This window comes from Pedobacter sp. UYP1 (assembly GCF_040547305.1).
Taxonomy (GTDB): Bacteria; Bacteroidota; Bacteroidia; order Sphingobacteriales; family Sphingobacteriaceae; genus Pedobacter.
In genome coordinates this window covers 280,634-293,461 of record NZ_JBEPPL010000003.1, presented here as the reverse complement: position 1 = coordinate 293,461, position 12,828 = coordinate 280,634, and the positions used below count along the sequence as shown (strand labels likewise).

General features: G+C 37.7%; 15 protein-coding genes. 10 read left to right on the top strand and 5 right to left on the bottom strand.

What is annotated here, in order from left to right; translation table 11 throughout:
• Positions 1 to 16 precede the first annotated feature (16 nt).
• On the bottom strand, positions 17 to 1,015 hold the full coding sequence (gene trpS, locus ABIB30_RS09120) for a tryptophan--tRNA ligase (RefSeq protein WP_354301265.1): 999 nt from the start codon (positions 1,013 to 1,015) through the stop codon (positions 17 to 19).
• A gap of 296 nt (positions 1,016 to 1,311) precedes the next feature.
• Between trpS and gatC the strand changes: the two genes are divergently transcribed.
• The 5 genes from gatC to ABIB30_RS09095 all read left to right on the top strand — a co-directional run bounded on the left by gatC (position 1,312) and on the right by ABIB30_RS09095 (position 3,615).
• Positions 1,312 to 1,602 carry an Asp-tRNA(Asn)/Glu-tRNA(Gln) amidotransferase subunit GatC gene (gene gatC / locus ABIB30_RS09115; RefSeq protein WP_354301263.1) on the top strand — a complete coding sequence of 97 codons (291 nt, stop codon included), beginning with the start codon at positions 1,312 to 1,314 and terminating at the stop codon, positions 1,600 to 1,602.
• 84 nt (positions 1,603 to 1,686) lie between these two features.
• Positions 1,687 to 2,451, top strand: coding sequence for an ABC transporter ATP-binding protein (locus ABIB30_RS09110; protein WP_068396348.1), 765 nt, complete (start codon positions 1,687 to 1,689; stop codon positions 2,449 to 2,451).
• On the top strand, positions 2,451 to 2,999 hold the full coding sequence (locus ABIB30_RS09105) for a cob(I)yrinic acid a,c-diamide adenosyltransferase (RefSeq protein ID WP_354301261.1): 549 nt from the start codon (positions 2,451 to 2,453) through the stop codon (positions 2,997 to 2,999). Before ABIB30_RS09110 ends, ABIB30_RS09105 begins: the two co-directional genes overlap by 1 nt.
• Positions 3,000 to 3,082: 83 nt before the next feature.
• The gene (locus tag ABIB30_RS09100; protein WP_008240955.1) at positions 3,083 to 3,304 is read left to right on the top strand and encodes a DUF2795 domain-containing protein; all 222 of its coding nucleotides are present in this window, start codon (positions 3,083 to 3,085) and stop codon (positions 3,302 to 3,304) included.
• Between the two features lie 152 nt (positions 3,305 to 3,456).
• Positions 3,457 to 3,615 (top strand): lmo0937 family membrane protein, encoded by a 159-nt coding sequence (locus ABIB30_RS09095; RefSeq protein ID WP_111632538.1) that lies wholly within the window; start codon positions 3,457 to 3,459, stop codon positions 3,613 to 3,615.
• Between the two features lie 43 nt (positions 3,616 to 3,658).
• Here ABIB30_RS09095 and ABIB30_RS09090 read toward each other — a convergent pair whose 3' ends face one another.
• Positions 3,659 to 4,336 (bottom strand): 2-C-methyl-D-erythritol 4-phosphate cytidylyltransferase, encoded by a 678-nt coding sequence (locus tag ABIB30_RS09090; protein WP_354301259.1) that lies wholly within the window; start codon positions 4,334 to 4,336, stop codon positions 3,659 to 3,661.
• 166 nt (positions 4,337 to 4,502) lie between these two features.
• Positions 4,503 to 5,552 (bottom strand): tRNA preQ1(34) S-adenosylmethionine ribosyltransferase-isomerase QueA, encoded by a 1,050-nt coding sequence (queA, locus tag ABIB30_RS09085; protein ID WP_354301257.1) that lies wholly within the window; start codon positions 5,550 to 5,552, stop codon positions 4,503 to 4,505.
• 229 nt (positions 5,553 to 5,781) lie between these two features.
• On the opposite strand from queA, the gene ABIB30_RS09080 reads away from it, so the two are divergent.
• A complete protein-coding gene (locus ABIB30_RS09080) occupies positions 5,782 to 7,026 on the top strand; it encodes an ABC transporter permease (RefSeq protein ID WP_354301254.1) in 1,245 nt (414 codons plus the stop codon).
• Between the two features lie 185 nt (positions 7,027 to 7,211).
• Here the strand turns inward: ABIB30_RS09080 and ABIB30_RS09075 are convergent, their stop codons facing one another.
• Positions 7,212 to 8,414: an MFS transporter gene (locus ABIB30_RS09075; protein ID WP_354301252.1), complete on the bottom strand. Its 1,203-nt coding sequence runs from the start codon at positions 8,412 to 8,414 to the stop codon at positions 7,212 to 7,214.
• A gap of 400 nt (positions 8,415 to 8,814) precedes the next feature.
• Here ABIB30_RS09075 and ABIB30_RS09070 point away from each other — a divergent pair, with 400 nt between their 5' ends.
• Genes ABIB30_RS09070 through ABIB30_RS09060 form a run of 3 tightly spaced genes read left to right on the top strand, consistent with a single transcriptional unit; the run spans position 8,815 to position 10,098 of the window.
• The gene (locus ABIB30_RS09070) at positions 8,815 to 9,246 is read left to right on the top strand and encodes a hypothetical protein (RefSeq protein ID WP_354301250.1); all 432 of its coding nucleotides are present in this window, start codon (positions 8,815 to 8,817) and stop codon (positions 9,244 to 9,246) included.
• Entirely contained in the window at positions 9,243 to 9,746 is a 504-nt protein-coding gene (locus ABIB30_RS09065; RefSeq protein ID WP_354301248.1) for a nucleotidyltransferase, read from the top strand. The genes ABIB30_RS09070 and ABIB30_RS09065 overlap by 4 nt, the downstream gene beginning before the upstream one ends.
• A complete protein-coding gene (locus ABIB30_RS09060; RefSeq protein ID WP_354301246.1) occupies positions 9,736 to 10,098 on the top strand; it encodes a hypothetical protein in 363 nt (120 codons plus the stop codon). The genes ABIB30_RS09065 and ABIB30_RS09060 overlap by 11 nt, the downstream gene beginning before the upstream one ends.
• A gap of 348 nt (positions 10,099 to 10,446) precedes the next feature.
• Here the strand turns inward: ABIB30_RS09060 and ABIB30_RS09055 are convergent, their stop codons facing one another.
• Positions 10,447 to 11,640, bottom strand: a complete 1,194-nt coding sequence (locus tag ABIB30_RS09055) for a pyridoxal phosphate-dependent aminotransferase (protein WP_354301244.1) — start codon at positions 11,638 to 11,640, stop codon at positions 10,447 to 10,449.
• Between the two features lie 177 nt (positions 11,641 to 11,817).
• On the opposite strand from ABIB30_RS09055, the gene ABIB30_RS09050 reads away from it, so the two are divergent.
• Positions 11,818 to 12,795, top strand: coding sequence for a cation diffusion facilitator family transporter (locus ABIB30_RS09050; RefSeq protein ID WP_354301242.1), 978 nt, complete (start codon positions 11,818 to 11,820; stop codon positions 12,793 to 12,795).
• The last annotated feature ends 33 nt before the right edge of the window (positions 12,796 to 12,828 follow it).

The window sequence follows — 12,828 nt, the reverse complement described above, 5'->3', positions numbered from 1 at the left end:
AAATTAATCTAATGTATTAAAATGGTTTGAAACCGATCAGTTCTCTGACATCTTTTATTGTTTTCCTTGCACTTTCTCTTGCTTTCTCTGCACCAAGATTAGCTATTTTTCGCAGATAATCACTGTCTTTAGAGATTTCTTCAATACGTTCGCGGATCGGACTGTTAAATACAATCATATCCTCAGCCAGTTGTTTTTTGAAATCGCCGTAGCGGATCTGGCATTTGTTGTAAAGTTCGTCAAAGTGTGCAATGGTATCTGGTGTGGAAACAATTTTCATCAGGTCAAACAAGTTTTGAATCGCTTCTGGCTTTGGCTGGTTCTCTTCTGTAGGGCCACCATCAGAAACTGCTTTTAATACTTTTTTACGGATGATTTCAGGAGAGTCAGCCAGGTAAATGCAATTCGCATCGCCTTCTGATTTTCCCATTTTTCCTTTTCCATCCAGACCTGGTACCTTAACCAGGTTCGCTGAATAGTTGAAAGCAAAAGCTTCAGGGAAATAATCTGAATTGTATAAACGGTTAAAACGGTTACCAAAAGTACGGGTCATTTCCAGGTGTTGTTCCTGATCTTTACCTACAGGGACTTTAACCCCTTTATGAATCAGGATATCTGCTGCCATTAAAGCAGGGTAGGTTAATAGCCCGGCATTCACGTTATCTGGCTGAGAGCGGACTTTATCTTTAAAAGAAGTACTTCTTTCCAATTCGCCCATATAAGCGTTCATGTTCAGGTACAGATAAAGTTCGGTGACTTCCGGAACATCAGACTGGATATAGATCGTTGCTGTTTCCGGATCGATGCCGCAAGCCAGATATTCTACCAGTACGTTTCTAACGTAGCCATGCAGATCTCCAGGAGTAGGATGTGTAGTTAAGGAGTGTAAATCAGCAATGAAAAAATAACAATTATACTCGTGCTGCATCTTTATAAAGTTGGCTACTGCGCCAAAATAATTGCCAAGGTGTAATTTTCCTGTTGGACGTATACCACTTACTACTGTTTCTTTCATTTTGCTGGATTTTTTTGCTGAAACCTTTATTGATTCATGTTAATTGGCAGCGCTGATTCCTGCCAGTATAGGTTCCTGAAGGTCAAAATTAAGAAAAAACACTCATCCGAAGGTTTAATAATTGATTTTTATGTATGAACAGGCTGTGTATGACCGATATAATGTTTGAAAACCTGCGCTGTATTCCCTTAACTGGTACGACTATATTTTAGCGTGGAATATTGCCTGTAAAAGAGTATTTTTGAATTCCTTTCTGATAAAAAAGGAGGAACAGGTATTAATACGCTTTAAAAGAGATGGACATAGCTAAAGAAACAATTTATAAGGTAGCAGACCTTGCAAGAATAGAGATTGCGGAGCAGGAAGTGGAAACTTTGCAGGTTGATATGAACAAAATTCTGACTTTTATGGAGAAATTAAATGAGTTAGATACTAAAGGTGTGGAGCCGCTTGTCTATATGAATCCTGAAGTGAATGTATGGAGAGAAGATATTGTTCAGCAGGATATTACTGTGAGTGAAGGTTTGAAAAATTCAGCTTTGCACAATGAAGACTTTTTTCTTGTCCCGAAAATACTGGATAAGTAATTTCGTTTTTTGTAACAACAGAACACTGGCGCTGTCTAATCTCCAAAGCTAAACAAGCTTGTCATCGTTAAAACATAGGTACAAATGGAAAAACCGTTAATAGATATCAAGGAAATAGGCCGTAAATATGTGATAGGGACTGAGGTTATCCATGCCTTGAAATCTGTTTCACTAAATATTAATAAAGGTGAATTTGTAGCCCTGATGGGGCCTTCGGGTTCAGGAAAATCAACTTTGATGAATATTTTGGGTTGTCTGGATACGCCAAGTAAAGGTGATTATATCTTAAACGGAATCAATGTAAGTCAAATGACGGATGATGCACTGGCGGAAGTGAGAAACCAGGAAATCGGCTTTGTATTCCAAACCTTTAACCTGTTGCCAAGATCAACTTCATTGGATAATGTTGCTTTACCGCTGATTTATGCTGGTATTACCAAAAAAGAACGCGATAGAAGAGCCACAGTAGCACTGGAGAACGTAGGTTTAGGAAACCGGGTTACACATAAGCCTAATGAACTTTCGGGTGGTCAGCGGCAGCGTGTGGCTGTTGCAAGAGCATTGATTAACAATCCGTCTATTATTCTGGCCGATGAGCCTACGGGTAACCTGGATACCAAGACTTCGGTAGAGATCATGGGCTTGCTGGAAGAAATACATAGCAAAGGAAATACGATCATTCTGGTTACGCACGAAGAAGACATTGCTTTACATGCACACAGGATCGTGAGAATGCGTGATGGACTGATTGAAAATGATTATTTGAACACAGATATCAAGACTGTTTCTCCGCGACTTTCTAAATTAATGGAGGCAGGCGAAGATTTTGAAAAAATGGGACATAATTAATGAAGATATATACCAAGACCGGTGACAAGGGGGAAACCTCATTAATCGGTGGGACACGTGTCCCAAAATTTCATCTGCGTATTGAATGTTATGGTACAGTAGATGAACTTAATTCCTATGTTGGTTTGATCCAATGTCAGGAAATCGATATTCATGCCAGGCAGATACTAAAGGAAATACAGGATCGTTTATTCACCATTGGCGCCTCCCTTGCTGCGGACCCTGAAAAGTCAAGAATGAAAATTCCTGATTTAAATTTAACGGATATTACGCTGCTGGAGATAGAAATGGACAAGATGAATGAAATTCTGCCGGAACTCAAACATTTTGTGTTGCCAGGTGGCAATACTGTGGTTTCTTATTGTCATATTGCAAGATGTATTTGCAGAAGGGCAGAAAGATTAACAGTACATCTGGCCATGGATAGCTTTGTTGAAGATAAGGTCACGATCTATCTGAACAGATTAAGTGATTATCTGTTTGTGCTGGCAAGGAAGCTTGCTTTTGATGATAAAACAGATGAAAGTATCTGGTTACCAAGGTTATAAAATGGTGGAAAAAAAATTTGTTTTCATCAGTATTTTTAATATACTTTTGCAAAATAAATAAGAACAATAAAATAGTATAGAATATGTATTGGACATTAGAATTAGCATCGCATTTGGAAGACGCTCCATGGCCTGCAACAAAAGACGAACTTATTGATTACGGTATCAGATCAGGTGCACCTGTAGAGGTTATTGAAAACCTGCAAGCATTAGAAGATGACGGTGAGCCGTATGAAACTATTGAAGAAATCTGGCCGGATTACCCGACTAAAGATGATTTTTTCTTTAATGAAGACGAATATTAGATTTACTTGAAATTTAAAGTTATTCTTAAATACGCATAATTGAAAGCTCCTTTAACGGGGCTTTCTTTTTTTGGAACGATGATTGTTTATGAAATGTCAGGAGTTGTCTCAACTTTTTTAATCATTTAATTAACGAACCAAAAATTACAATTATGGGAAATTTACTTTATTTAGTTGCAGTAGTGTTAATCATTCTATGGGTAATAGGCTTCTTCTTTCATGGATTCGGAGATGTAGGAGGTCTGATTCACGTATTATTGGTGATTGCAGTAATTGCAATTATCTTGAAAATAATCAACAGAGCTGCTTAACAGATCCACATAGCGAAAAATATGCATAGAGGCTCCTGAGAAATCAGGAGCCTTTCTTTTTTAACAGAAAGGAAGCAAGTTCCAGGTCTTGTGTATAAGTTATTTTAATATTATCACGTTCTCCCTGAAGCAAATGGATGCTGAATCCCGCTCTTTCAACCACTGAAGCGTCATCTGTGAATTCATTCCGGTACGGTTGAAGATAAGCCTTTTTTAGCTGCTCGATCTGGAAGGTTTGTGGCGTCTGAATCAGGTAGAGTTCATCTCTGTTCAAAGCTTCAGAATCTTGTCCTTCACGCTTTATTCTAATAGAATCAACAGGCTGTATTGCAGTAATTGCATTCCCTTTTTCTGCTGCCATCTGGTAAGATTGCAGGATTACTTCTGCTGTAATTAAAGGACGTACAGCATCATGTATGGCCACAATAGCTTTCCCTTTGATTACTTTCAGTCCATTTTTAACAGAATCAAAGCGTTCTTGTCCTCCTTTAATAACCTGGTGTGGTATTTTAAAGTCATGTTTGCTACATAATTCTTCCCAAAACTGGTGTTGGTGAATGTTCAGAACTAAAATAATTTCGGGATTTAGGACACATTGATGGAAGGCTTCCAGTGTGTGCATTAAAATAGGCTTGCCATCCAGTTCTAAAAATTGTTTCGCGACGGCCAGATTCATCCTGTTACCTTTACCACCTGCAACAATTATAGCATAATATTTCATCTATCTAATTTAATAAAGTCAGGAGTTTTTCTGTTATTAAAGCCTTTAGTTTCTGCTTAATCAGAAGCATAGGGTTAAATTTATAAATTTTTAACAGATTCCAAGTCAAAAAAAATAGGAGAGACCGAAAGATCCTCCTATTTTTTTTATGGTTTGTTTACCGCAATTAGATGATTAACATGGCATCACCGTAGCTGTAGAAACGATATTTTTCTTTCAATGCAACTTCATAAGCATGTCTAACGTAGTCATAACCTCCAAATGCACTAACCATCATCAGTAAAGTTGATTCAGGTGTGTGGAAGTTGGTGATCATTGAATTTGCGATACTGAAGTCATATGGAGGGAAAATGAACTTACTTGTCCAGTCATTTGCTGGTTTAAGCATTCTTCCTGAAGAAACAGCCGATTCAATTGCGCGCATAGAAGTAGTACCTACAGCGCAGATACGTCTTTTTTCGTTCAATGCTTTGTTGACGATATTAGCCTGTGATTCTTCAATAATGAATTGCTCTGAATCCATTTTGTGTTTGGTTAAATCTTCAACTTCAACAGATCTGAATGTACCTAATCCTACGTGAAGAGTTACTTCTGCAAAATTAATTCCTTTCAGCTCCAGACGTTTCATTAACTCACGGCTAAAGTGCATACCTGCAGTTGGAGCGGCAACAGCACCTTCGTGTTTAGCGAAAATAGTCTGGTAACGTTCTTTATCTTGTGCAGTAGCTTTACGTTTAATATATTTTGGAAGTGGAGTTTCTCCAAGGATCTCAATGTTTTTTCTGAATTCTTCGTCAGTACCGTCGAATAAGAAACGGATAGTACGGCCACGTGAGGTTGTATTATCCACAACTTCTGCTACCAGTAAATCGTCATCACCAAAATAAAGTTTGTTTCCTACGCGGATTTTACGTGCCGGGTCTACTAAAACATCCCATAAACGTAATTCTTTATTCAGTTCACGTAGTAAAAATACTTCAATTGTCGCACCTGTTTTCTCTTTATTACCGTATAAACGTGCAGGAAAAACTTTGGTGTTATTCAAAATCATGACATCCTGATCATCAAAATACTCTAAAACATCTTTAAATATTTTATGTTCAATTTTACCGGTTTCTTTATGCAAAACCATTAAACGGGCTTCGTCCCTATGTTCTGAAGGATTATTGGCAACTAATGATTCAGGTAGATTAAACTTAAATTGAGATAACTTCATGTTTTTTATAAAATAATTAAGGCCGCAAATTTAAGAAATTTAATGCTCATTTGTGTATAAATATTTATTCTGATAAATTTATGTTTAAATTCATCGGAATAGTTATTGTTTTTTAACGTCGATGGCTTGGAAAGATTGTGTCTGGGCCTCAAACATCTTGTAAAGATTTTCTGATAATAAATTGAATTTCCTGTAACCTTTTACCCCTTTTTTAATCTAAAGTGTAATTATGATGATATTCAGACTTATAGGTGAAAGTTTCAGGTTTGCTGCCGATGCACTCCGTCAGAATAAACTTCGGACTATGCTCTCTTTGTTAGGGATCACAATCGGTATATTCACGATTATTGCCGTTTTTTCGGGGGTAGATACGCTGCGGAATAAGTTGCAGGAAAGTGTCGATAAATTAGGCTCAAACACGCTTTTTGTGCAGAAATGGCCATGGGGTTTTGGTGGTGATTATCCATGGTGGAAATATATAAACAGACCTGATCCGAGTATCAGGGATTATGAAGCTTTAAAAGAGCGGATGGGAAATGTGGATGGGATTTCTTTTGAAGCTTCCGCGAGTAACAGAACGATCAAGTATAGAAGCAGTTCTGTAAATGGGGTAACGTTGAACGCAGGAACACAGGATTATGATAAAACCTGGACGCTTGATTTTCAGGAAGGAAGATATTTTACCGAGAGTGAGGGTAAGTCTGGTGCTCCGGTTACTATTGTTGGTGCTGATGTGGCTTCAGGATTATTTAATGGTGAAGCTGCTGTTGGTAAACAGATTAAGGTAATGGGACGCAGATTGACGATTGTTGGGGTGTTCAAGAAGGAGGGAGAGGATATGATCGGAATGTCGCAGGATAAAAATGTATTGATTCCTTTGAATTTAGCACGGGGATTATTTGATGTACAGAATGGTAATTACGGCCCTCAGATTACAGTAAGAGGAAAAGCGGGTATCCCTTTAGAGGAAGTTGAAAGTGAGCTTGAGGGGGCTATGAGGTCTATTCACAGGACTAAACCTGGTGCTGAAGAAGATTTTGCACTAAACAAGACGACTATGATTTCTAATCAGCTGGATATGATGTTTAAAATGGTCAGGATAGCGGGTTGGGTGATTGGTGGATTTTCTATTTTAGTCGGTGGTTTCGGTATTGCAAATATCATGTTCGTTTCTGTAAAGGAAAGGACAAATATCATCGGGATACAGAAGTCGCTGGGCGCAAAGAATTACTTTATTTTATTGCAGTTTATGTTTGAAGCGGTTGCGCTTTGTGTTTTAGGAGGATTACTGGGGCTGTTTCTTGTGTATAGTTTAACGCTGGTGTTTACTTATGCGGTAAAGGTTGAAGTGGTTTTATATATGAAAAATGTGATTATGGGGATTGGTATTTCCGTGGTCATAGGCATGATATCTGGTTTTTGGCCGGCTTTCTCGGCTTCGAGGTTGGATCCGGTAGAGGCTATACGGTCTTAATTTTTTTCGGGAAGAATAAAAAATTGACGGATATCCTGTTTTGAATCCACCAGTTTAAGGAGGAAAGCAGGCGTAAAAACTGGATAAAGATCCTATTCAGGAAATACTGCATAGTTGGGCAGGGAGGTGAGTATGGTATAACTGCTTAAAAGGTCTTAAATTTTCTTTAATGTGCTGATCATTAGTTATATAATTATTCTTTTCTTTTGCTGGTAATGAATGAGTACTGCCATTACGAAACCAATAAATACAACTGTCATGCTAAAGGGGAAGATGTACAGCATTCCAAAATGACTGGCTACTGCGCCGACTAATGGGCCTGTAATTCCAAGAGACAAATCTATAAACAGGCCATAACCTCCCAATGCGGCACCTTTGTTAGAGGCTGGGACTAATTTAACGGCTTCTACGCCTAAAGCTGGAAAGATCAGGGAAAAGCCAAGTCCTGCAATTCCTGCGCCAACGAGTGCGAGGTGAGGAGTAGTTGCTAAAGATAGGATAAACAGACCTGCTGATTCCAAAGCCAGGCAGGCTATCGCCGTTTTCATTCCTCCATATTTTTCGATAGAATGGCCAAAGATAAGACGGCCAACTATAAATAGCAGACTGAAAACGGAAAGACATAAGACTGCGCCAGCCCAGTTCAGGGAAGCATAGTAAAGTGTGATGAAGGTAGAGATTGTACCGAATCCCAGGCCACCTAAGGCCAGGCAGATTCCATAGGGTGATACTGTTTTTAGTACTTTAAGAAAGGGCTGTCTGGGTTCTTTCTGGTCGCCTTTCATAGCTTGCTGGCTTCTGGCATAAAAAAATCCGGCTATTCCGACTATAATAATCAGTATACCGATACTACCAATGCCATAGGCGTTATGTAAGATTACACCCAATGGAGCTCCTACAGCAAGCGCTCCATAACTAGCGATGCCGTTAAAGGATATGGCTTTGCCAGTATGCTGATCGCCGACTGCAATTATTGCCCAGTTTACAGGACTAGCTCCAATCAGTCCTTCTCCAAAGCCGGTTACGAAACGGGTTAAGACCAGAATTCCTAAGCTTAGTGCCGGGATATCTTTGAAATGATAAGCTGCAAAGAGTAATATTCCACTGATGGCAAATCCACCCATACCAATTAAAACTGCTGGTTTTGGCCCTTTTTTATCCACGATATTTCCAGCATATCCGCGGAACAGGAAAGTAGTGACGTATTGCAGACTGATTACTATTCCTGCAATCATTGGACTGTAGCCTAATTGCTGGTGAATGAAAACTGGTAGTACTGCCAGAGACAGACCTATGGTGAAATATCCGAGAAATGTGAATGTAACGAATTTTGTGATTGTTAAGCGGACTTTTGATGAAGATGTGTCCGTGATTGTACCTGCTTGCATAACGTAAAATAATCCCTCTTAAATGTAATATACCCCTCAATGCTAAGACGAAGCGACAAAGCTAAAGAGATTTCATAGGAACATGGTATAAATTGGAAAGTTAAGACTGTATAATTACTTTAAGATGAAATTGAAGAGGACTTGAATTGTCAGCTTGAATAGCTACTTTTTTGTGCATTATTGCCTGCTTCAATTGTGTAAATGTCTTTTTAATCAGAATTTGCTCAAAATGATTCGATCTTAAAATGGCGGAGTGTACAAATCACATTAAATAATATAGAGTGAATCTGTTGGTTTTTAATGGTTTTTTGAGTGAATGGGTTAAGAATTGTAAGGAGTAATCAGGACAATTTTAGCTTCTTATGACTAATATTGTTATGATATTTGTTATATTTGATACATGGAAAGGCTAAGTGTTAAAGAAAAAAGAGTGGTTGTAGTTTTTTGGAAAAATAACACGGAGAATCCTTTTGAAGTGTTTTCTAATCTAAAAAACTTTTGTTTAAGCTATTCGCAGTTTAATTACAACACTATAAGTAATTATTTGAGTAAAGCTAAAGTTGCTTATGAAAATCAGGAAATACGGATAGAACGTAAAAATATTATTTTAAAACCTAAGCCTGCTCCTGAACCCCGAATTAGAAAAATAGTACCTGTATTAAGGAGGGTTATGATGAAAGATGCCAATGATGAACAAAATGACCTGAAATATTGGCTAAGCCGGCCGGTAAAAGAGCGTGCTGCCGCTGTTACCTACATCATTTCTCAATCGTTAACAAAGGGACAAAGAATGGATAAAACTAAGCTGTTAAAGAAAAGAATGTACGTATGACGTTAGCCGAAGATTTTGAAGATTTTGTTAAATTGTTAAACCAATACAATGTTGAATACATGGTTGTAGGAGGCTATGCATTGGCATTTCATGGTAAGCCTCGTCATACAGGTGACCTCGATATTTGGATTAATGTATCTGAAGAAAATGCAATTCGAATGCTCAAAGTTGTGAATGATTTTGGGTTACAATCTCTTGGCTTTCAGAAGGAAGATTTTTTAACTGAAGGGTTAATTAGTCAGATTGGATATCCACCATTACGCATTGATGTGCTGAATCTCATTGATGGAGTTAAGTTTAGTGAGGCGATATTAAATATGGAAAAGATAGAACTCGATAATGATCTTGTCATTAATTATATCGGCCTTAATGATCTCGTAAAAAATAAACAAGTTTCAGGTCGAAGACAAGACATCACCGATGTTAAGACATTACAAAAGTTAATGAAATCTAAGAAAAGTAGTTTTCCGGATACTGCCGATGAAGATTATGAAATTTGAAGATTATTATTGGCATGATTCAGAGATCAGGAATATTACTATCGATAGAACTAATCCAGGAAATAAGGACACTATAGTACTTGAGGTAGATTGGACCAATAAAGGGCTTGGGCAACTTGTTTTTGAAAATGTTTATTGGGCAAGTCTTAATATGAACTTTGGAATAGTTGCAGTTGAATGTATCGATTTCGCTTACGTAGCGGATCAGAATGATATTGCCTTAAATAATATTTACTCAAAATGGAATGGTTTGATTAATGATGTTAAGTTGTATTGTTATGTCATAAAGACTCTCTCTACTGAAAGTGAGATAAAAATCATTGCCAGCGACTTTAAAGTAATCTATTTATAGCTATCTGCTATACTGGTAAATTCAAAAATAACTCAAGGTAGATCTTTCCTGTAATAGAGGTAACGTTTAGCCAGGTACCACTAATTGCCATATACCTCTGCACTGGTGAAATTCCGGGCAGTATCTCCGTACAAAGGGACAATATATCTGCCTCGCTTTACTTTGCCATAATTGAGCTGGTTCACTATTAGAAACTGCTGAAGAAAATGCCATGTTGTTTTAAATGCAGGAAGATATTGATGGGATTGAAATATCAGGATACTGGAAGGTTGTTAAAATACGGAAAGCCAGTGATATTGATCACTGGCTTTCCGTATTTTAAATAAACTTATAATTCTAATTGATAAACTAACTCAATTTAGCTAACGCTTCTTTAATTCTTGATACCGCTTTTACCAATTGTTCTTCCGCTGCTGCGTAAGAAATACGGATACAGTCTTCGTTACCGAAAGCCTCACCTGTAACAGTTGATACATGTGCTTCGTTTAATAAATACAGACATAAGTCTTCAGCATTGGTAATCACTTTACCATCAAAGCTTTTTCCGAAGTATTCTTTCACTTCCGGGAAGAAATAGAAAGCGCCGTCCGGAAGGTTTACCTTAACACCCGGAACTTCTTTCAATAAGCCATAAACTAAGTCTCTGCGTTTTCTGAACTCATTTTTCATCTCAACTACACTGTCCAGGCTGCTTTGGTAAGCTGCAAGGGCTGCACGTTGTGAAATCGATGAAGTTCCTGAAGTAATCTGACCCTGTAATTTATCACAAGCATTAGCGATTTCAGTGTTGGAAGCCATATAACCTACTCTCCAGCCTGTCATTGCATAGGCTTTTGAGAAACCATTGATAATGATAACGCGGTCTTTGATCGCGTCAAAAGATGCAATCGAAGCATGTTTGTCTACAAAGTTGATATGTTCGTAAATCTCATCAGAGATGATATAGATATTCGGGTGTTTTTCAAATACAGCGGCAAGGCTGGCTAATTCTTCATGGCTGTAAACCGATCCTGTTGGATTACATGGTGAAGAAAACATGAAAAGTTTTGTATTAGGAGTAATAGCAGCTTCAAGCTGATCGGCAGTGATTTTGAAATCATTCTCTACTGTTGCATTGATGAAAACAGTTTCACCTTCTGCTAATTTGATCATTTCAGAGTACGAAACCCAGTAAGGAGTAGGTACAATTACTTCTTCTCCGGGGTTAACCAAACACATTACTGCATTAGCTAATGATTGTTTTGCGCCAGTTGATACTACAATCTGATCAAAAGTATAAGTTAATCCATTTTCATTCTTCAGCTTTTCAACAATTGCCTTCCGCAGTTCAGGGTAACCGGATACAGGAGTATAATAAGAATAGTTCTCATCGATTGCCTTTTTAGCGGCCTCCTTAACATGTTCTGGTGTAAAAAAGTCAGGCTCTCCGAAGCTTAAATTAATTACATCAATTCCTTTAGCGGTGAGTTCTCTCCCCAGCTTTGCCATTTTAATGGTCTGTGATTCTGATAGGTTATTGATTCTTTTCGATAAAAATGTCATGATTCGCTTATAAGAAAGCAAATATAAAAACCTGGAGCAATTTGGCACTAAAAAAAGTAACTTATAATATATAAATTATTGATTTTTTATTTAAAGGGGGGTCTTATTATCGATTTAATAATGAACCTATCCCTTATATGCTTATAGAATCGTATTTTTGAGGCTAAAATCAATCCTTTGCAGCCTAAAAAGAAAGCAATACTCGTTTCACTCTGTATTAGCGTTGTCCTGATGCTGGCCAAATTCTGTGCATACTTCATTACACATTCCAATGCGATTTTAACAGATGCTGCCGAAAGTATTGTCAATGTATTAGCCAGTAGTTTTGCTTTTTACAGTATTTATCTGGCTACCTTGCCTAAAGATGAAAATCATCCTTATGGTCACGGTAAGGTAGAGTTCTTTTCTGCTTTTGTAGAGGGGGTATTGATTGCAATCGCGGGATTAATTATCATTTTCAAATCCAGTTATGATCTTATAGTTCCAAGGGAAATTCATCAACTGCTGGATGGAGCAATCATTATCGGGATTACCGGGGTGATTAATCTGCTGGTTGGTTATTATTTGATCAATACGGGTAAAAAACACCGTTCGCTGACTTTGGAGGCTGATGGTAAACACCTGCTGACGGATGCAGTAACCAGTGGTGGCTTGGTCATAGGTATACTTTTAATCAAAGTCACGGAGATTTACTGGTTAGATAGCGTGATTTCTATTTTGCTTGGTTTCTATATTGTATATAGTGGGTACAAGCTAACCAGAAAATCTGTAGGTGGATTAATGGACGAAAGTAATGTGGAACTTGTTGAAACCATCGTAGGTATCTTGCAGAATAACAGGCATAATTCCTGGATTGATGTTCACAATTTAAGAGCGCAACAATATGGTTCAGACCTTCACATTGATTGTCATTTGACACTTCCTTATTATTATGATTTGAACCAGGTACATACTGAAATTTCATCAATTGATTATTTAATCAACGGAAATGCTGACAGGAGTACCGAACTTTTTATACATGCCGATCCTTGTTTACCAGAATGTTGTAATTATTGCAAGTTAAAAGATTGCCCGGTCAGACAAGAGGCATTTGCCGGAGAAATTGGCTGGAACGTAGAGAATGCGACAAAAAATAAAAAACATTTTAGCCAATAGGAAATGCTTTTATCATAGCATGGGTGAGATGTT